Origin of the sequence: Nocardioides allogilvus, assembly GCF_003047285.1 — a bacterium.
GTDB classification, from domain to species: Bacteria; Actinomycetota; Actinomycetes; order Propionibacteriales; family Nocardioidaceae; genus Nocardioides; species Nocardioides allogilvus.
The window spans coordinates 35,826-53,790 of the sequence record NZ_PZYX01000013.1 but is presented as its reverse complement, the minus strand read 5'-3'; the positions used below and the strand labels follow the sequence as shown (position 1 = coordinate 53,790).

Below are 17,965 nucleotides of genomic sequence, written 5' to 3'. Positions count from 1 at the left end.
CCATGACCTCCACCCCGCAGACCTCGCGCCGCAACCTGCTCCGCGGCGCCGCCCTGACAGCCGGCGTGGCCGGCCTCCCATTCGCCTCGCTGGCGACCCGCGCGGAGGGCGCCACTGCGGCGTCCGCCGTCTTCTCCGACGCCGGCTACGGGCCTCTCCTGCCCGCGGTCGACCAGGCCACCGGGCTGCAGCTCATCTCGCTGCCACGCGGCTTCGAGTACCTCTCCTACGGCTGGACCAACGACCTCATGAGCGACGGCACGCCGACGCCCAACGCGCACGACGGCATGGGCGCCTACCGCCTCGGCGACCTCGTGCACATCGTCCGCAACCACGAGCGGAACCCGTCGGCTGCCTTCACCCAGCCGGCCTACAACCCGCTCGGCGGTGGCGGGACCACCACGATCGTGTTCGACCCCGAGGCCGGCCAGTTCACGGAGTCGTGGGGCAGCCTCGGCGGGACCGTGCGCAACTGTGCGGGCGGCGTGACGCCCTGGGGCACGTGGCTCACCTGCGAGGAGACCTTCAGCGAGGCCGGCGGCATGCGCCACGGCTACGTCTTCGAGGTGCCGCCCACGGGCAAGGGCAACCCGGCGCCGTACAAGGCGATGGGCCGCTTCAACCACGAGGCCGCAGCGATCGACCCGGCCACCGGCATCGTCTACGAGACCGAGGACCGCGGCGACGCCTGCCTCTACCGCTTCGTCCCGACCACGCCGGGGCGGCTGGCCGACGGCGGCCGGCTGCAGGCCCTGACGATCGGTTCGACGAAGGTGGACACCCGTCGCGACGGCTCCGGCACGTCGTACGGCGCCGTCGGCTGGGTCGACATCGACGAGCCGGACCCGGCGACCGACACGGTGCGCGTCGAGGCGCAGGGCAAGGGCGCGGCGGTGTTCTCGCGGCTCGAGGGCGCTTGGTACGGCAACGGCCGCATCTACGTCATCACCACCGACGGGGGACCGGCGCGGCAGGGCCAGGTGTTCGAGCTGGACCCGGTCACCGACCGGCTGGGCGTCCTGTTCGCCTCACCCAGCGGTGAGGTGCTCAACGCGCCGGACAACATGTGCGTGAGCCCGCGCGGCGGCCTGGTGCTGTGCGAGGACGGCGGCGGCACGGAGTACGTGCACGGCCTGAGCACCGAGGGCGAGATCTTCCGCTTCGCCGCCAACGACGCCGACCTGCGCGACGGGACGGCCGGCAAGAACGTGCCCGCCAACGACTACCGCGGCTCGGAGTGGGCGGGTGCGGTGTTCGAGCCGAGCAACGGCAGCTGGCTCTTCCTCAACATCCAGAGCCCGGGCATCACCTTGGCGATCACCGGCCCCTGGCGCCAGGGCGCCCTCTGACCCGAGCCTTCCCGCGCCAGCCCCCGGCCCGCCCTCCCACACGGAGGGCGGGCCTCCGCGTTCCACCTAGTAGTCTTGGCACTCACACAGTCGGAGTGCCAGAACACGGGAGGAGGGCGAGATGGTCGAGGACCGCAAGCTCGCCGTCCTGCGCGCGATCGTGGAGGACTACGTCGCCACCGAGGAGCCCGTCGGCTCCCGCGCCCTCGTCGAGCGGCACGGGCTGGGCGTCTCGCCGGCCACCGTGCGCAACGACATGGCCGCGCTGGAGGACGAGGGCTTCATCCACCAGCCCCACACCAGCGCCGGCCGGGTGCCGACCGACAAGGGCTACCGGCTGTTCGTCGACCGGCTGAGCTCGGTCAAGCCGATGAGCACCGCCGAGAAGCGGGCGATCGCCACCCTCCTCGACAGCGCGGTCGACCTCGACGACGTCGTCCAGCGCTCGGTGCGGCTGCTGAGCACGCTGACCCGCCAGGTCGCGATCGTTCAGTACCCGACGCTCTCGCGCAGCACCGTGCGCCACATCGAGATGGTCTCGATCACGCCGACCCGGGTGATGGTGATCCTGATCCTGAGCACCGGCCGGGTCGAGCAGCGCCTCGTCGAGATCCCGGGCGAGATGTCGGAGACCCAGCTCGCCGACCTGCGCATCCGCTTCAACCAGGCCGCCGCGGGGGAGCGCATCGCCGACGGTGCGGCTGCCCTGGGGCGCCTGCCCGACGGCGTACCCCACGCCGACCAAGCGCTGACGCGCTGCCTCGCCGACGTGCTCACCGACGCGATGTCCGACCACCGCAGCGACGAGCGCGTGGCCGTGGCCGGCGCGGCCAACCTCGCGCGGTTCGGCGACAGCTTCGACACCGCGGTGCGACCCCTGCTCGAGGCGCTCGAGGAGCACGTCGTGCTGCTCAAGCTGATCGGCGAGGTCACCGCCGGCGACGCGGTCACGGTGCGCATCGGCCACGAGGGCCCCTACTCCGAGCTCGCCTCCACCAGCGTCGTGGCCACCGGCTACGGCCCCCCTGACCAGGCCCTCGCGACGCTCGGCGTCGTCGGCCCCACCCGCATGGACTACCCCGGATCGATGGCTGCCGTGCGTGCTGTTGCGCGCTACGTCTCCCGGATCCTCGACGAAGGACAGCAGTGAGCCAAGACCTCTACGAGTTGCTCGGTGTCTCCCGCGACGCCGACGCGGCCGCCATCAAGAAGGCCTACCGGGGCCTCGCGCGCCAGCTCCACCCGGACGTCAACCCGGACCCTGCGACGCAGGAGAAGTTCAAGGAGGTCTCGCGCGCCTACGAGGTCCTCTCCGACCCGCAGAAGCGCGCCGCCTACGACCGCGGTGGCGACCCCTTCGGCGGCGGCCAGGCCGGCTTCGGTCAGGGGCAGGGCTTCTCCTTCACCGACATCATGGACGCCTTCTTCGGCGGCGGCGCCCCGGGCGGCGGCGGCCAGGGACGCGGTCCGCGCCAGCGTGTGCGCCGTGGCCAGGACGCCCTGATCCGCCTCGACGTGGAGCTGGCGGAGGCCGCCTTCGGCACCACCACCGAGCTCAAGGTCGACACCGCCGTCGTCTGCACCGCCTGCCACGGCGACGGGGCGGCGCCCGGCTCCAAGCCGATCACCTGCGAGACCTGCCGCGGTGCCGGCGAGGTCGCCCAGGTCCAGCGGTCGTTCCTCGGCGAGATCCGCACGCTGCGCGCGTGCGCGGCCTGCCGCGGCTTCGGCCAGATCATCCCCGAGCCGTGCCGCGAGTGCTCCGGCGACGGCCGCGTCCGCTCGCGCCGCACCCTCAACGTCAAGATCCCCGCCGGTGTCGACCACGGCACCCGGGTCCAGCTCACCGAGCAGGGCGAGGTCGGCCCCGGTGGCGGCCCGCCCGGCGACCTCTACGTCGAGATCCACGTCGAGCCCCACCCGACCTTCACCCGCCACGGCAACGACCTGCACAGCACGGTCACGCTGCCGATGACCGCGGCTGCGCTCGGCACGACGCTGACCTTGCCGCTGCTCGAGGCCGACCTCGAGACCGGCGAGGACTCCGAGGTCCGCACCGACTACGACCTCGAGATCGCGCCGGGCACCCAGTCGGGCAGCCAGCAGGTCCTGCGCGGCTTCGGTGTGCCGGGCCTGCGCGGCGGTCGCGGCGACCTGATCGTCACCGTCGTCGTCGACACCCCGACCCGGCTCGACGAGCGCCAGGAGGAGCTCCTGCGCGAGCTCGCCGCGCTCCGTGGCGAGGAGTCGCCCACCGGCCAGGTGCAGTCGTCGCAGAGGTCCGTCTTCGGCCGGCTCCGCGACGCCTTCCAGCAGCACTGAGCCATGTCGCTCCCGGTCCATCTCGTGCCGTCGCTCGACGGTGTCGCCGTCGGGTCCAGCGTCGAGGTGACCGGTGACGAGGCACACCACGCTGTCGCCGTACGGCGTCTGCGGGTCGGCGAGGAGGTCGTGCTCACCGACGGTGCGGGTCACCGCGTCGTCGGGTCCGTCGCGTCGACCGGGAAGCGGGTCTTCGCCGTCTCGGTGACGTCCTTCGAGCTCGTGGCTCGTCCCGCTCCCTCGTTCACCGTCGTCCAGGCACTGCCCAAGGGCGACCGCGGCGAACTGGCGGTCGAGGTGCTGACCGAGATCGGTGTCGACACCGTCGTCCCGTGGGCCGCCTCCCGCTCGGTCGCCGTCTGGAAGGGCGAGCGCGCCGCCAAGTCGCACGCGAAGTGGCAGGCCACCGCCCGCGAGGCCGGCAAGCAGGCGCGCCGCTCCTGGTCTTGTTCGGTCTCGCCCCTCTCGTCCACCGCGGAGGTGGTGGCGCTGCTCTCGGACGCTGCGTTGGTCGCCGTACTCCACGAGGACGCGACGACGCCCCTGGCCTCGCTCGACGTGCCGAGCGCCGGTGAGGTCGTCGTCATCGTCGGCCCCGAGGGCGGCATCGCGCCCGATGAGCTCGCCGCCTTCGAGGCCGCCGGCGCCGTGACCGTCCGCCTCGGGGACGAGGTCCTGCGTACGTCGACCGCCGGGCTCGCCGCCGTCAGTGCCCTGCTCGCGCGGACGTCTCGCTGGAGCTGAGCTGCGCGAGCAGAATCGTCCACGCGGACGAATCTGCACGCGCCGTCGCCCGGTGTGAGCGCGAGACCCTGCGCAGAATCAGCCAGAGGGACGTTTCTGCGCAAGGTGGCGCCTACTCGATCGTGAAGTCCTTGGTGTCCTCGTGCGGCCCGGAGCCCTCAGCACCGCCGGAGGGGTCGTCGGTGCGGGCGACGAACGTGTAGTCGCCGGGCTCCAGCCCGGAGACGTCGATCGAGGTCTCCCACGGGTAGAGCTTGTCCATCCAGCCCTCGGCGGTCGCGAAGCCGTCGAGGACGACCTCGTCGCCCCGGCGGATCTCCCAGAGCATGGTGGCCTCGAAGGAGGAGCCGACACCGCTGGCCTCGAGCGTGTCGCCCGTGACGACGGCACCCTGCTCGGGGGTGGTGATGTTGACGAGACCCATGACGTCGAGCGGGGCGGCGTTGGTGAACTCCTGCTCGGTGCTCAGCCCGAACAGCCGGAAGTCTGTGCCCCCGCGCTTGACAACGACCGGCACGCGCTCCTGCTGAACGCCCTGGATGGTGAAGACGAGCTGCTGGAGGGCCAGCTTCGCGGCCTTCCTCGACATTCCGTCGGGGCGCGCGGTGAAGCCGTCGCCGGGGATCTGGACGAGCAGGACGCCGTCGGTCGCACCCACCGAGGAGACCTCGACCGGGGGCCACAGAGTGCGGTAGTCGGGGTCGAGGGAGTCGCCGGCGAGCATCAGCGCCGTCGCTTCCATCAGCGGGTTGTCTGCGGGTACGGCGCGGAACTCCCGGAACAGTCGCGGCCCCTGCGGGGTGTCGCCGACGAAGTAGACCGGCACCACCGTCTCGCCGGCCGCCGCCTCGGTCTCGCCGGCCTCGCCCGGGTCGCTCGTGGGGGAGTCGGTGGGGGAATCGGTCGGCGTCTCCGTGGCGGTCTCGGCCGCGGGCGACGTGTCGCGGTCAGGGACCTCCTCGCTGCACGCGGTCGCGCCCAGGGCGAGCGCGCCGAGCGAGAGGAGGGCAGCAAGTCGACGGGAGGGGGAAGTCATGTGTTTCACGCTAGTGGGACGTACGGCGGTCGCAGCCGGTTACACGCCGCGCCCGCACGATCTACTGTGAAGGCCATGACTTCTCCAGAGCGCCCTGATGACTGCGTCTTCTGCAAGATCGTCACCGGTGAGATCCCGGCGGAGATCGTCCACGCGGGCGACACGACCGTCGCCTTCCGCGACCTGAACCCCCAGGCCCCCTCACACCTGCTCGTGATCCCGCGCAGCCACTACGAGACGGCGGCCGAGCTCGCGCACCACGAGCCGGTGAGCGCGGCCGAGATGCTGCGCGTGGCCGACGCCGTGGCCGAGACGGAGGGGCTCGACTCCTACCGCACGGTGGTCAACACCGGCGCCGGTGCGGGCCAGGTCGTGTTCCACGCCCACCTGCACGTCCTCGGCGGCCGGTCGATGACCTGGCCACCGGGCTGATCGCTCAGGAGCTGGGCAGGTCCCGCGCCGTGTCGACGACCTGGTCCCAGGTGACGATGCGGTGGTCGTGGCCGTGGGCCAGCACGGCCAGCGACCGGCGTCGCATGGCCGGGTCGAGCCCCGTCCCGAGCCGGTCCACGACCAGCAGTCGTTGGGGCCGGCTCAGACCGCCCAGCAGCTCGCGCGCGGCGTCCTGCAGGTCGCGCAACGTCGCCGGGGTCGGCGCTGCTTCGTCGGCCAGGACCACGGCGGCCCCCACGACGCGACCGAGTCGCTGGTCGGTCGTCTCGAACGCCTCCGCGTCGGTGACGAACGGCTGGTCGCGGAGCACGTCGCGCACCTCGTTGAGCGAGACGAGCTGCCCCGACACCGAGATGACCTCGTCGAGGCGGCCGAGGAACTCGACCTCCCCGGACGCGGTGCGCCGGGCCACGTCGCCGGTGGCGTAGACGCCGGGGTGCCGCTCCCAGTGGTAGGACGTCGGGTCCGTGCCGTCGGGTGCCTCGACCCCGCGCAGGACGCCGGGCCAGGGCAGCACCATGACCCACTCGCCGGGCTCGCCCGCCGCGACCTCGTCGCCCTCGGCGTCCACGATGGCGAAACCCGGGTCCGGCATCGCCGGTGAGGGTTCGTCGCTCGTCACGATCCCGCCGAGCTCGAGCTGGCCCCAGGCGTCCGACACCCTGACGCCGTCGCCGAGCACCTCACGCAGCCAGGCCCGGAGGTCGGGCTCGAGCCGGTCGCCGATCGTGGTCAGGCGGCGCAGCGACCCGGTGGCGCCGGTCGGCGTGAGGGACCAGCCGCGCAGCGCGCGCACGATCGAGGGGGACGTCATCATCGCGGTCACGCCGTAGCGCTCGATGATCTGCCACGTGCGAGCAGGCGCCGGGACGTCGAGGGTGCCCTCGTACATCACCGTGCTCGCACCGCCCAGCAGCGGACCGACGACGCCGTGCGCCTGCGCGCCCAGCCAGGAGATGTCGGCGGCGCCCCAGAAGACGTCGCCCTCGCCCATGACGTGGAGGTGGTTGGCCAGCGCGACGACCGCGAGATCGGCGGTGCCGTGGTGGATCGCGACCGCCCGGCCACGGCGGTTGGCGAGGTGGACGCAGGCGACCGGGTGCGAGGCGGGTACGGCGACGGGCTCGCCGTCACGCGGATCTGCGGCGGTCAGCAGGTCGTCGTACCACCGATCGCCTTCGTACCAGTCGACCTGGACGCCGGTGCGGCGCACCACGACCGTGGCCTCGACGCCGCTGCTGGCCTCGAGCGCCTCGTCGATCCGCGACTTCAGCGGCAGGATCGCGCCGTGGCGCCAGCCGCCGTCCTGGGTGAAGAGGACCTTGGGCCCGAAGTCGTCGACGCGCACGGCGAGGGCCTCGGTCGGCAGCGCCACCGGGATGACGGTGTACTCGGCACCGATCCGGGCGCACGCCATCATCGCGGTGACCGCCTCCGGCACCCACCCGAGGTGGAGGGCGACGCGGTCACCCTGGCCGACCCCGAGCGCGCGCAGGGCGGCGGCGAGGCGGACGACCTGCATGTGCAGCTCGCGGTAGGTGACGACGCGACGGTCTCCCGGCTCGCCCTCCCACAGGATGGCGGCGCGGTCGCCGCGCTCGGCGAGATGGCGGTCGATGCAGTTGACCGACAGGTTGAGACGGCCCTCGACGAACCAGTCGTGCAGGGGCGGCTGCTCACGGAAGAGCTCGGTCCAGGGGGTGTCCCACGTCAGGGTGCCGGCGGCCTCGGCCCAGGCAGCGAAGTAGGCAGCGGTGTCCCGCGCGGTCTCAGCCATGACCCAGCGTCCTTCCTGCTGCGCTTGCGGCGCGGGACAGGTGTGTCGCGATGACCTCGACCCGGGCGGCGTCCGCGCCGGGCGGGACGGTCGCGGACAGGGCGGCGACGGGGGTCTCGCCCGCGTCGTGCACGACCACGGCGATCTCGTCGCCGGAGGTGAGGTGAGCGGCTCGTGACCACTCGGCCCGCAGCCGGTCGGGGTCCTCGTCGACGAGCCCGGCGTGGGACGCGACGCACTGCTTCCACACCTCGTCGCCGGCGCGCGCGGCCAGCATCCGGCCCGCGGCGGTGGACAGGGCGTCGGTGACGCGGTGGCTGTCGCGGTAGGGACCGCCGTCGCTGGCGTCGATGCGGTCGACGTAGACGACCGACTCGCGCACGAGCACCGCGACGTGGATGGTCGTCTGCAAGGTGTCGCGCAAGGACACGAGATAGGGGGAGAGAGCCCCGAGGATGGGCAGCCGACCGAGGTAGCGCTGCGACAGGCGCGTGACCTCCGGGCCGAGGCTGTAGCGCGAGGAGCGCGGGTCCTGCTCGACCAGGTCCGCCAGGACCAGTGAGCGCAGCAGGCGGTGGGCCGTCGGCACGGACAGGCCCGAGCGCTCGGCCAGGTCCGTGAGCTGCTGGTAGGCCGAGCCGTCGGCCAGCAGGTCGAGGAGGCGCACCGCGTTGCGGACCGTCCCCAGTGTCCCGCGCACCTCCGTGGGTTCGCCCCGTACGTCGCTCATCGAGTCCCTTCCGCTTATGTGTGGCCGTCAGGCTATCAGCGGAAGCCGATTTCAAATAGGGGGTTGCACTTCCACATAGTGGAATCTATGGTGAGGTGCAGGTCACATCACTCCGCCCGACGGTTCGGGCGCCACAGGGAGGAACCAGGTGCTCAGTCGGGCATACCGCTTCGAGCTCAACTCCAGCCGCGTGCCGGTGGGCGAGCCGCTCCTCGAGATCGGCGACGTCTCCTTGCGCTTCGGCGGCATCCGCGCCCTCTCCGAGGTGTCGTTCACGGTCCGCCAGGGCGACGTGCACTCCGTCATCGGCCCCAACGGTGCCGGCAAGTCCAGCCTGCTCAACTGTGCGAGCGGGCTCTACAAGCCGCAGGACGGACACATCACGCTGCACACCCGCTCCGAGGAGGGTGTCGCGCGGACCCACGACGTCGTGGCCATGCCGCCCCACCGGATCGCCCGCCACGGCGTGGCGCGCTCCTTCCAGAACATTGAGCTCTTCGGCCACCTGACGCTCCTCGAGAACCTCATGCTCGGGCGCCACATCCACATGAAGCACAGCCTGCTCCCGTCGTTGGCGTGGTTCGGCCCGGCCCGCAAGCAGGAGTTCGCGCACCGCGAGTTCGTCGAGGAGGTCATCGACCTCCTCCAGCTCCAGGAACACCGGCATGCCCACGTCGGCGCCCTGTCCTACGGCATCCAGAAGCGGGTCGAGCTCGGCCGCGCCCTGTGCATCGAGCCCGGGCTGCTGCTGCTCGACGAGCCGATGGCCGGCATGAACGCTGAGGAGAAGGAGGACATGGCGCGCTACATCCTCGACGTCAACGAGCTGCGCGGCGTGACCGTCATGCTGATCGAGCACGACATGGGAGTCGTCATGGACATCTCCGACCGCGTCAGCGTCCTCGACTTCGGCAGGCTGATCGGCGACGGGACACCCGCCGAGGTGCGCGCCAACCCCGCCGTCGTCGAGGCCTACCTCGGGGCCGACTCATGAGCACGACCATGCCGCGCCTCCTGGCCGAGCGTGCCGCCGACCGACCGCAGGGCATCGCCCTGCAGGAGAAGCTCTACGGCATCTGGCAGCCGATCACCTGGGCCGAATATGCCGAGCGCGTGCGCGACATCGCCCACGGCATGGCCTCGCTGGGCGTACGCCGCGGGGAGATCGTCGCCGTCATCGGGGACAACCGCCCCGAGTGGCTGATCTCTGAGCTGGCCGCCCAGTCGCTGGGCGCCGCTGTGGTCGGGATCTACCCGACCAGCCTCGACGAGGAGATCGTGCACATCCTCGAGCTCAGCAAGGCCCGTGTCGTCATCGCCGAGGACCAGGAGCAGGTCGACAAGCTGCTCAAGGTCCGCCCGTTGCTCCCGCACGTCGAGCAGGTCGCCTACTACGACCCGCACGGCCTCGAGGAGTACGCCGACGAGTGGCTCGCCGACTTCGAGGACCTCGCAGCGCGCGGTCGCGAGTGGGCGACCGACCGGCCGGGCTGGTTCGAGCAGGAGGTCGCGCTCGGCACCGCTCACGACGTGGCGGTGGTCTGCACGACCTCGGGCACGACCTCGCTGCCCAAGCTCGGTCAGCTCACCCACCACAACCTCCTGTCGATGGCCGAGCACCTCACCAGCGTCGATCCGCTGGGACCCAAGGACAGGTTCGTCTCGTTCCTGCCGCTGGCCTGGATCGGCGAGCAGATGATGGCCGTGGCCTGCGGGCTGCTGCGCGGCTTCACGCTCTCCTTCCCCGAGGACTCCGCGACCCAGCGCTCCGACATGCGCGAGATCGGCCCCAACGTCATGTTCAGCCCGCCGCGGATCTGGGAGTCGATGCTCTCCGAGGTCCAGGTGCGCATCGACGAGGCTGGTTGGCTCAAGCGACGCGTGTTCGGCATGGCCTACTCCGTCGGCGACAAGGTCGCCGCCCGCCGCGTCAACGGCAAGGGCGCGGGCCCGCTGCTCGGGCTGCTGGCCCTGCTCGCCGACTGGGTCGCCCTGCGCCCGGTGCGCGACCAGCTCGGGCTCGCCCGGGTCAAGCGCTGCTACACCGGTGGCGCGCCGCTGGGCCCCGACGTCTTCCGCTTCTTCCACGCGATCGGCGTCAACCTCAAGCAGATCTACGGCCAGACCGAGATCTGTGGCATCGCGGTGCTGCACCACAGCAACGACGTCCGCTTCCACACCGTGGGCGTGCCGTTGCCCGAGACCGAGATGCGGATCGCCGACGACGGCGAGATCCTGCTGCGCAGCTCGTCGGTCTTCTCCGGTTATGTCGGCAACGAGGAGGCCACCGCCGAGACCGTCGACGCCGACGGCTGGCTGCACACCGGCGACGCGGGCTACCTCGAGGACGGCCACCTCGTCGTCATCGACCGCGCCAAGGACGTGCTCACCGCACCCGACGGCACCCGCTTCTCGAGCGCCTTCATCGAGAACAAGCTCAAGTTCTCGCCGTACGTCGAGGAGGCGGTCGCCTTCGGGACGACCGACATCACGGCGATGGTCACGATCGACCCGGCCACCGTCGGGTCGTGGGCCGAGCACGAGCGCATCGGCTACACGACCTACACCGACCTGGCCGGCAACGACCGCGTCGCCGAGCTCCTCAAGCAGGAGGTCCACCGGGCCAACGCCGAGCTCCCCGACAGCATCAAGGTCAAGCACTTCCTGGTGCTCTTCAAGCAGCTCGACCCCGACGACGACGAGATCACGCGCACCCGCAAGGTCCGCCGCAGCGTCATCAACGAGCGCTATGCCGAGCTCATCGAGGCGCTGGACCGCGGCGACGACCGGGTCGCCATGACCAACACCGTCTCCTATCAGGACGGCACGTCGACCAAACGGGCCATCACTCTCGACATCCACCACCTGGAGGGATACGTGCCCCCGCAACACAGCAAGCAGCGCCCGGTCTGGAGTGGTCGGCGATGAGCAACTTCCTGACCCAGACGATCTACGGCGTCTCCGACGGCGCGATCCTCGCGCTGGCCGCGCTCGGCTTCGTGCTGATCTACAAGTCCACCGGCGTCATCAACTTCGCCCAGGGCGAGTTCTTGCTCATCGGTGCCTACACGGTCTACGCCGCCTTCGTCGTCTTCCAGCTGCCGCTGGTGCTCGCCGTCGTGGTCGGCATCCTGTTCGCGATCGTGATGGGCGTCCTGATCGAGCGGCTGATCCTGCGACCACTGGTGGGTGAGAGCGCGATCAGCGTGATCATGGTGACCATCGGGCTCGCGGCCGTCCTCAAGGCCGTGGCCCAGCTGTTCTTCGGCACCCGCGCCGTCACCCAGCCCGCCGTCCTGCCGCGCACCACCATCGAGCTCGCCGGCGCCACGTTCCCCCTCAACCGCATCCTGGTGATCGTGATCGCAGCCGTCGTGCTGACGCTGTTCACCCTGTTCTTCCAGCGCAGCCGCCACGGCATCGCGATGCGCGCCGTCGCCGACGACCAGCAGGCCGCGCTCACGCTCGGCATCTCGGTCCGCCGGATCTTCGCGATGGCGTGGGCGCTCGCCGCCGTCAGCGCGCTCATCGGCGGCGTGCTCCTCGGTGACATCACCGAGGTGAGCAGCCGGCTCACGACCTTCGGGCTGCTCGTCTTCCCCGTCGTGATCCTCGGCGGCCTCGACTCGGTCCCCGGCACGATCGTCGGCGGCCTGGTGATCGGGCTCTCCGGCCAGTACGTCAGCAGCTACTGGGATCCGGGCCTGGCCCAGATCGCGCCGTACCTGCTGCTGGTCGCCATCCTCCTCGTCCGCCCCTACGGGCTGTTCGGCGAGACGCGGATCGAGAGGGTCTGAGATGTCTGCCACCGCAACCGGTGTCTACCACCGCAGCTATCGACGCGAGAGCGCCCTGCGGCACACGAAGGCGGAGTACTTCCGCCTCGCGCTGATGATCGTGGGCCTGCTCGTGACGCCCTACGTCCTCGACAACTACTGGCTCTCGATCGTCAACACGATCCTGATCGCCGTCATCGGCGCCGTCGGGCTCAACATCCTGGTCGGCTTCACCGGCCAGATCTCGCTGGGCCAGGGCGGGTTCCTCGCCATCGGCGCGTTCTCGTCCGCCCTGCTCTACCAGCGCGCTGACCTGCCTGCGCCGCTGAGCATCGCCTGCGCGGTCGTCATCACGGCCGTGGCCGGCGCACTGTTCGGCCTGCCGGCGCTGCGGATCAAGGGGCTCTACCTCGCGATCGCCACGCTCGCCAGCCAGGAGATCATCGTCTTCGTCGCCCGCCGCTGGACCTTCCTGCGCGACGGCAGCGCCCCGCTGACGGTCGACCGGTTGAGCCTGGGCAGCTTCGAGATCGAGCGCCAGTACTTCGAGTGGCAGTGGTACTGGATCCTGCTCACCTTCGCGGTGCTGGCCGTGCTCGCGGCCCGCAACCTGTTCCGCTCGTCGCTGGGCCGCTCGTTCATGGCCGTGCGCGACCAGGACATCGCGGCGTCCGCGATCGGCGTCAACATCACCCGGGCCAAGGTCACGGCGTTCGCCGTCTCCTCGGGCTTCGTCGGTCTCGCCGGAGCGCTCTCGGCGCACTACACCGAGACGGTCACCTGGGAGGCGTTCACGCTCGACGTCTCCATCCTCTACCTCGCGATGATCATCGTCGGCGGGCTCGGCACCATCGCCGGCTCGGTCTACGGCGCGGCCTTCATGGTGCTGGTGCCGGTCTTCATCCAGGAGACCGTCGGCGCCGTGGGCGACTCGGTGCCCGTGCTGCTCAGCCGGGTGCCGGCCATCGAGCAGGTCGTCTTCGGCCTCGTCATCATCTTCTTCCTCCTGTTCGAGCCACGCGGCCTGGCCCAGATCTGGCAACGCATGAAGGACTACATCCGCTTCTGGCCGTTCCGCTACTGACCTCCCAGCTCCACCCCGCACCACGTCAGCACCACGTCAGCACCGCCCCAACCCACAAGGAGAAACCTCATGTTCAGGATTCGCTGGACGGCCACGCTCGCGGCCTCCGCCCTGGTCGCGCTCACCGCTTGTGCTCCCCCCGGTGCCGACGAGGGTGGCGACGAGGGCGGCGCCATCCCGGTCGGCGTCATCGCCGACCTCACCGGTGCCACCGGCGACGTCGGGACGCCCTACAACGACGGCATGCTCGGCTACATCGACTGGATCAACAGCGAGGGCGGCATCGAGGGCCGCGAGATCGACGCCACGTCGAAGGACTACGCCTACGACGTGCCGACGGCCGAGCGCCTCTACAAGGAATACCTCAACGAGGGCGCGGTCGCGATCCAGGGCTGGGGCACCGGTGACTCCGAGGCACTGTCCGGCAAGGTGTCGCAGGACGAGATCCCCTTCATGTCCGCGTCGTACGCCGAGGCGCTGACCGACCCCGCGCAGGCGCCGTACAACTTCGTGGTCGCGCCGACCTACTCCGACCAGGCGCGTGTCGGCCTGAACTGGATCGACGAGGACTCCGACGCCACGGCTGAGGTCGCGTTCTTCCACAACGACTCGCCCTTCGGCCTCGCGCCGCTCGCGGACGCCGAGGCCTGGATCGAGGAGAAGGGCCTCGACATCTCGATGGAGGCCTACCCGATGCCGGCCGGTGCGGCCAACTACGTCGGCCTGCTCGCGCGTGCCAAGGCCCAGGGCGCGAAGTACGTCCTGATCCAGAACGTGTCGAGCCCGGCGGCCACGGTCGCCAAGGACATCGCCGCGCAGAACCTGGACATGCGGATCGTCTGCCTGAACTGGTGCTCCGACGAGCTGTTCATCGAGACCGCGGGCGACGCGGCCGAGGGCAGCGTGCTGGTGCAGCCGTTCGCGCCGGTGACCGCCGACCAGGAGGGCCACGCCGACATCGAGGCCTACCTCTCCGAGAAGGGCTCCTCCCTCGAGGAGGAGGGCGTGCACTACGTCCAGGGCTGGTACACGATGCACATCCTCGCCGAGGGCATCCGCCAGGTGCTCGAGGACGGTGACGACCTCTCCGGTCCCGCGATCAAGGAGGCCCTGGAGACGATGGGCCCGATCGACACCGGCGGTGTCGTGGGCACGGGCACGGTCGAGTTCAGCAGTGACTCGCACCGCGGCTCCACCGGCTCGGGTGTCTACGTCGCCGAGGGTGGCTCCATGAAGCCGCTCGAGACCGGTGTGACGCCGGAATGAGCGACACGTCCATCCAGTCCGCCGCGGCCGGGCACGTCCCGGCCGCGGCGGCGGGCCGCTCGCTGCTGAGCGTCGACAGCATCGAGGTGATCTACGACGAGGTGATCCTCGTCCTGCGCGGTCTCTCGCTGTCGGTGCCGGAGGGCAAGATCGTCGCCCTGCTCGGCTCCAACGGCGCGGGGAAGTCGACCACGCTCAAGGCTGTCTCCGGGCTGCTCCCCAGCGAGCGCGGCGAGATCTCCGACGGCAAGATCGTCCTGGACGGCCAGGACATCACCCGGATGGACGCCGCAGCACGCGTCAAGGCAGGTCTCTCGCTGTGCATGGAGGGGCGTCACGTCTTCGAGCACCTGACGGTGCACGAGAACCTCGTGGCGGGCGGCTACTCCCGTGGTGGCGCGAAGCCCGAGGACTTCGACCTCGTCTACACCTACTTCGAGAAGCTCGCCGACATGCGCAGCCGCGTGGCCGGCTATCTCTCCGGCGGTGAGCAGCAGATGCTGGCCATCGGCCGGGCCCTGATGGCCAAGCCGCGGCTGCTGATGCTCGACGAGCCGTCACTGGGCCTGGCCCCGCTGCTGGTCCAGGAGATCTTCGGCCACATCCGCAACCTCAACGCGGAGACCGGGCTCACCGTGCTGGTCGTCGAGCAGAACGCCCGCCGCGCCCTGGAGGTGGCCGACCACGGCTACATCCTCGAGCGCGGCCGCATCGTCCTCGAGGGGACGGCGGCCGAGCTCTCGGAGAACCCGGACGTGAAGGAGTTCTACCTCGGCCTCGGCGGCGAGGGTGGCGCCAAGAACTACCGCGAGGTCAAGCACTACAAGCGTCGCAAGCGTTGGCTCTAGGAGGGGGAACGGTGTCTGACATGAAGGCGGTCCGGGACTACTACGACAAGCGCGGCGCCGAGGCCGCCGGTGCGGTCGGGCGCATGGTGGACCGGGTCCCGTCCATCCGCGACCGGCTGGCCGCAGCGGGGGTGGGCAGCTCAGGGCTCACCGCCGTCGACCTCGACTCGGTCCCGGTCCTCACGAAGGACGCCCTGCCTGCGCTGCAGCGTGCCTATCCGCCGTACGGCGGTCTGGTGGCCGAAGGCACGCCCGTGGCACGGGTGTTCGCCTCGCCCGGACCGATCTACGAGGTCCAGCTCGAGGGCGAGGACCCGTGGCAGTGGGCGGCGGCGCTCCAGGCGTGCGGGATCGGCGCGGGGGACGTGGTCCTCAACTGCTTCGGCTACCACCTCTCGCCCGCGGGCATGATGTTCGACCTGGCCTGCGGCGCCGTCGGCGCGACCGTGGTGCCGGGCGGGGTCGGCTCGGTGGAGGTCCAGGCGCGGGTCGTGTCCGACATCGGTGTGACTGCCTACATCGGGCTGCCGAGCTATCTCGCGGCGCTGGTCGAGGCGTTCGACAACCTCGACCTGCCGACCGATCGCTGGCACGTCGACAAGGCGCTGGTGACGGCGGAGCCCCTGCCCGACGCGCTGCGCGAGCGCCTCGTGCAGAGGGTCCCGACGGTGCTGATGGCCTACGGCACGGCCGAGGCCGGCCTCATCGGCCACGAGGTCGAGCCGGGTGCCGGGCTGGAGGTGCCCGACCACGTCTTCGTGCAGGTCTGTGACCCCGAGAGCGGCGTGCCGGTGCTCGACGATTCCCCGGGCGAGGTCGTGGTGACGATGGTGGGGGCGGGCACGCCGCTGCTGCGCTTCGGCACCGGCGACATCTCGCGCTGGCAGCTCGACGAGGGCGATCGGTTGCGGCTGGGCGGCGTGCTCGGCCGGGTCGGCGCAGCCGTCAAGGCGCGCGGAATGTTCATCCACCCGCACCAGGCCGCCGAGGTGGTCCGCGGACTGCGGGACCTGGGCGTCGAGGGCGGCCGCTACGTCGTGCTGCGTGACGCGGACCGGGACGAGCTGAGGCTCGAGCTGGTCGCCGGCAGCGGCGCCGACCGCGCCATGGTGACCACGGCCGCGGAGGAGCGCACCCGCGCCTCGTTGCGCGTGCGGCCCCGCGTCACGTTCGTGGAGTCGGTGCCCGCCGGCGACGTGCTGGTGGACGCGCGCGAGGCGATCTGAGGAAGGCGCTTCCGGGAGCACCGCGTGCCCCTAGGCTGGCGGGATGGGTGAACTGCGCGCACGTCGCGGCCTGGTCGCGCTGGCCGCGACCGCCATGCTCGTCCTGTCGGCCTGCGGTGGCACGGGTGCCTCGCGCGAGGACGGCCCCACGACGGCGACCCAGTCACCGAGCGAGACCGCCGAGCCGGTCGCCACGGGCCACGACGGTCACGAGGCGGCCGAGCCGGCGAAGGAGGTCCCGCTCCGCAAGGGCGAGCGCCGCGCGACGCTGACCATGCCGGAGGCCTACTCCCCGTCGGCCCCGTTCGGCGCCGGCACCGACGACTACCGCTGCTTCCTCCTCGACCCCGAGCTGGCCGAGGACGAGTGGCTGACGGGGACGACGGTGCAGCCCGGCAACCCCGAGGTCGTGCACCACGTCATCCTCTTCCAGGTCCCGCCCGAGCAGGTCGACGCCGCCGAGCAGCTCGACACCCAGGAGATCGGCGAGGGCTGGACCTGTTTCGGCGGCACCGGGCTCGACGAGTTCCAGGACGTCGACGACGCCCCGTGGATCGGGGCCTGGGCGCCCGGCGGCACGGAGTCCGTGCGCAGGCCCGGCCTGGGCGTGAAGCTGCGCGCCGGCAGCCGGATCATCATGCAGGTCCACTACAACCTCCTGGCCGGTACGGCGCCGGACACGTCGGCCGCGCAGCTGCGCCTGGCTCCGGGTGACCGCGAGATGCAGCAGCTGCACACCATGCTGCTGCCCGCGCCGGTCGAGCTCCCGTGCCGGGCGAAGCACGCCGACGGTCCGCTCTGCGACCGCGACGCCGCCATGTTCGACGTGCTGGACCGTTTCGGCCCGGAGGGATCGCGCACCGCCAACGCGCTCTACCTCCTGTGCGGCGGCGAGCCCAGGGCCGGGCAGGTGCAGAGCTGCACGCGCACGATCCGGGAGCCGATGACCATCCACGCGACCGGTGGACACATGCACCTGCTGGGGCGCCAGATCCGGATCGAGACCAACCCGGGAACGCCCGAGGCCGAGACCGTGCTCGACATCCCGGTCTGGGACTTCGACGACCAGGGCGCCCGTGACATCGAGCCGGTGACGCTCCAGCCGGGCGACACCGTGGAGGTCACCTGCAAGCACGTGCAGTGGCTGCGCGACCAGCTGCCGTCCTTCGAGGGCCAGCCCGACCGCTACGTCGTCTGGGGCGAGGGCACCACCGACGAGATGTGCCTGGGGATGTTGCAGGTCACGCGTCCCTGAGCCCGGACGTGGCGCCGCCCCGGCGTCGAGCAGAACCCGGTGGGCGTCGTCGGTCCCGCTCGCTACCATTGAGCGACGCTTCCGTCTCCGCGATCCGGG

At 71.2% G+C, this 17,965-nt stretch carries 16 protein-coding genes; 13 read left to right on the top strand and 3 right to left on the bottom strand.

Annotated elements, in window-relative coordinates:
- Positions 1-2: 2 nt before the first annotated feature.
- The 4 genes from C9J87_RS16635 (at position 3) to C9J87_RS16620 (ending at position 4,415) form a co-directional block, all read left to right on the top strand.
- The gene (locus C9J87_RS16635; RefSeq protein ID WP_107706089.1) at positions 3-1,349 is read left to right on the top strand and encodes an alkaline phosphatase PhoX; all 1,347 of its coding nucleotides are present in this window, start codon (positions 3-5) and stop codon (positions 1,347-1,349) included.
- A 121-nt stretch (positions 1,350-1,470) separates the two neighbouring features.
- Positions 1,471-2,499, top strand: a complete 1,029-nt coding sequence (gene hrcA, locus C9J87_RS16630) for a heat-inducible transcriptional repressor HrcA (RefSeq protein ID WP_010832533.1) — start codon at positions 1,471-1,473, stop codon at positions 2,497-2,499.
- A complete protein-coding gene (gene dnaJ / locus C9J87_RS16625) occupies positions 2,496-3,671 on the top strand; it encodes a molecular chaperone DnaJ (protein ID WP_107706088.1) in 1,176 nt (391 codons plus the stop codon). The genes hrcA and dnaJ overlap by 4 nt, the downstream gene beginning before the upstream one ends.
- 3 nt (positions 3,672-3,674) lie before the next feature.
- Positions 3,675-4,415 (top strand): 16S rRNA (uracil(1498)-N(3))-methyltransferase, encoded by a 741-nt coding sequence (locus C9J87_RS16620; protein WP_107706087.1) that lies wholly within the window; start codon positions 3,675-3,677, stop codon positions 4,413-4,415.
- 112 nt (positions 4,416-4,527) lie between these two features.
- Here the strand turns inward: C9J87_RS16620 and C9J87_RS16615 are convergent, their stop codons facing one another.
- Complete coding sequence (locus C9J87_RS16615) at positions 4,528-5,451, bottom strand: Gmad2 immunoglobulin-like domain-containing protein (protein ID WP_107706086.1); 924 nt, start codon at positions 5,449-5,451, stop codon at positions 4,528-4,530.
- A 75-nt stretch (positions 5,452-5,526) separates the two neighbouring features.
- Between C9J87_RS16615 and C9J87_RS16610 the strand changes: the two genes are divergently transcribed.
- On the top strand, positions 5,527-5,883 hold the full coding sequence (locus tag C9J87_RS16610; protein ID WP_036492495.1) for a histidine triad nucleotide-binding protein: 357 nt from the start codon (positions 5,527-5,529) through the stop codon (positions 5,881-5,883).
- 4 nt (positions 5,884-5,887) lie between these two features.
- Here C9J87_RS16610 and C9J87_RS16605 read toward each other — a convergent pair whose 3' ends face one another.
- Together C9J87_RS16605 and C9J87_RS16600 are read right to left on the bottom strand one after the other, a co-directional pair.
- Positions 5,888-7,681, bottom strand: coding sequence for an AMP-binding protein (locus C9J87_RS16605; RefSeq protein ID WP_010832538.1), 1,794 nt, complete (start codon positions 7,679-7,681; stop codon positions 5,888-5,890).
- Complete coding sequence (locus C9J87_RS16600; protein ID WP_051204149.1) at positions 7,674-8,411, bottom strand: IclR family transcriptional regulator; 738 nt, start codon at positions 8,409-8,411, stop codon at positions 7,674-7,676. The genes C9J87_RS16605 and C9J87_RS16600 overlap by 8 nt, the downstream gene beginning before the upstream one ends.
- 148 nt (positions 8,412-8,559) lie before the next feature.
- Between C9J87_RS16600 and C9J87_RS16595 the strand changes: the two genes are divergently transcribed.
- The 8 genes from C9J87_RS16595 to C9J87_RS16560 all read left to right on the top strand — a co-directional run bounded on the left by C9J87_RS16595 (position 8,560) and on the right by C9J87_RS16560 (position 17,866).
- On the top strand, positions 8,560-9,405 hold the full coding sequence (locus C9J87_RS16595; protein ID WP_010832540.1) for an ABC transporter ATP-binding protein: 846 nt from the start codon (positions 8,560-8,562) through the stop codon (positions 9,403-9,405).
- Positions 9,402-11,339: an AMP-binding protein gene (locus tag C9J87_RS16590; RefSeq protein ID WP_010832541.1), complete on the top strand. Its 1,938-nt coding sequence runs from the start codon at positions 9,402-9,404 to the stop codon at positions 11,337-11,339. The genes C9J87_RS16595 and C9J87_RS16590 overlap by 4 nt, the downstream gene beginning before the upstream one ends.
- Positions 11,336-12,208, top strand: a complete 873-nt coding sequence (locus C9J87_RS16585; RefSeq protein ID WP_010832542.1) for a branched-chain amino acid ABC transporter permease — start codon at positions 11,336-11,338, stop codon at positions 12,206-12,208. Before C9J87_RS16590 ends, C9J87_RS16585 begins: the two co-directional genes overlap by 4 nt.
- A 1-nt stretch (position 12,209) precedes the next feature.
- Positions 12,210-13,271: a branched-chain amino acid ABC transporter permease gene (locus tag C9J87_RS16580; protein WP_010832543.1), complete on the top strand. Its 1,062-nt coding sequence runs from the start codon at positions 12,210-12,212 to the stop codon at positions 13,269-13,271.
- A gap of 69 nt (positions 13,272-13,340) precedes the next feature.
- Positions 13,341-14,537, top strand: coding sequence for an ABC transporter substrate-binding protein (locus tag C9J87_RS16575; protein WP_107706085.1), 1,197 nt, complete (start codon positions 13,341-13,343; stop codon positions 14,535-14,537).
- Positions 14,534-15,385, top strand: a complete 852-nt coding sequence (locus C9J87_RS16570; protein ID WP_010832545.1) for an ABC transporter ATP-binding protein — start codon at positions 14,534-14,536, stop codon at positions 15,383-15,385. The genes C9J87_RS16575 and C9J87_RS16570 overlap by 4 nt, the downstream gene beginning before the upstream one ends.
- A gap of 20 nt (positions 15,386-15,405) precedes the next feature.
- A complete protein-coding gene (locus tag C9J87_RS16565) occupies positions 15,406-16,611 on the top strand; it encodes a phenylacetate--CoA ligase family protein (RefSeq protein ID WP_107706084.1) in 1,206 nt (401 codons plus the stop codon).
- A 43-nt stretch (positions 16,612-16,654) separates the two neighbouring features.
- Entirely contained in the window at positions 16,655-17,866 is a 1,212-nt protein-coding gene (locus tag C9J87_RS16560) for a hypothetical protein (protein WP_107706083.1), read from the top strand.
- The last annotated feature ends 99 nt before the right edge of the window (positions 17,867-17,965 follow it).

Bases quoted from the DNA above. Each gene is read 5' to 3' on its own strand.
- C9J87_RS16575 (WP_107706085.1), top strand. From the start codon at position 13,341: ATGTTCAGGATTCGCTGGACGGCCACGCTCGCGGCCTCCGCCCTGGTC.
- C9J87_RS16570 (WP_010832545.1), top strand. From the start codon at position 14,534: ATGAGCGACACGTCCATCCAGTCCGCCGCGGCCGGGCACGTCCCGGCC.
- C9J87_RS16560 (WP_107706083.1), top strand. From the start codon at position 16,655: ATGGGTGAACTGCGCGCACGTCGCGGCCTGGTCGCGCTGGCCGCGACC.
- C9J87_RS16585 (WP_010832542.1), top strand. From the start codon at position 11,336: ATGAGCAACTTCCTGACCCAGACGATCTACGGCGTCTCCGACGGCGCG.
- C9J87_RS16580 (WP_010832543.1), top strand. From the start codon at position 12,210: ATGTCTGCCACCGCAACCGGTGTCTACCACCGCAGCTATCGACGCGAG.
- C9J87_RS16565 (WP_107706084.1), top strand. From the start codon at position 15,406: ATGAAGGCGGTCCGGGACTACTACGACAAGCGCGGCGCCGAGGCCGCC.
- C9J87_RS16605 (WP_010832538.1), bottom strand. From the start codon at position 7,681: ATGGCTGAGACCGCGCGGGACACCGCTGCCTACTTCGCTGCCTGGGCC.
- C9J87_RS16590 (WP_010832541.1), top strand. From the start codon at position 9,402: ATGAGCACGACCATGCCGCGCCTCCTGGCCGAGCGTGCCGCCGACCGA.
- C9J87_RS16600 (WP_051204149.1), bottom strand. From the start codon at position 8,411: ATGAGCGACGTACGGGGCGAACCCACGGAGGTGCGCGGGACACTGGGG.
- C9J87_RS16635 (WP_107706089.1), top strand. From the start codon at position 3: ATGACCTCCACCCCGCAGACCTCGCGCCGCAACCTGCTCCGCGGCGCC.
- hrcA (WP_010832533.1), top strand. From the start codon at position 1,471: ATGGTCGAGGACCGCAAGCTCGCCGTCCTGCGCGCGATCGTGGAGGAC.
- C9J87_RS16610 (WP_036492495.1), top strand. From the start codon at position 5,527: ATGACTTCTCCAGAGCGCCCTGATGACTGCGTCTTCTGCAAGATCGTC.
- C9J87_RS16620 (WP_107706087.1), top strand. From the start codon at position 3,675: ATGTCGCTCCCGGTCCATCTCGTGCCGTCGCTCGACGGTGTCGCCGTC.
- C9J87_RS16615 (WP_107706086.1), bottom strand. From the start codon at position 5,451: ATGACTTCCCCCTCCCGTCGACTTGCTGCCCTCCTCTCGCTCGGCGCG.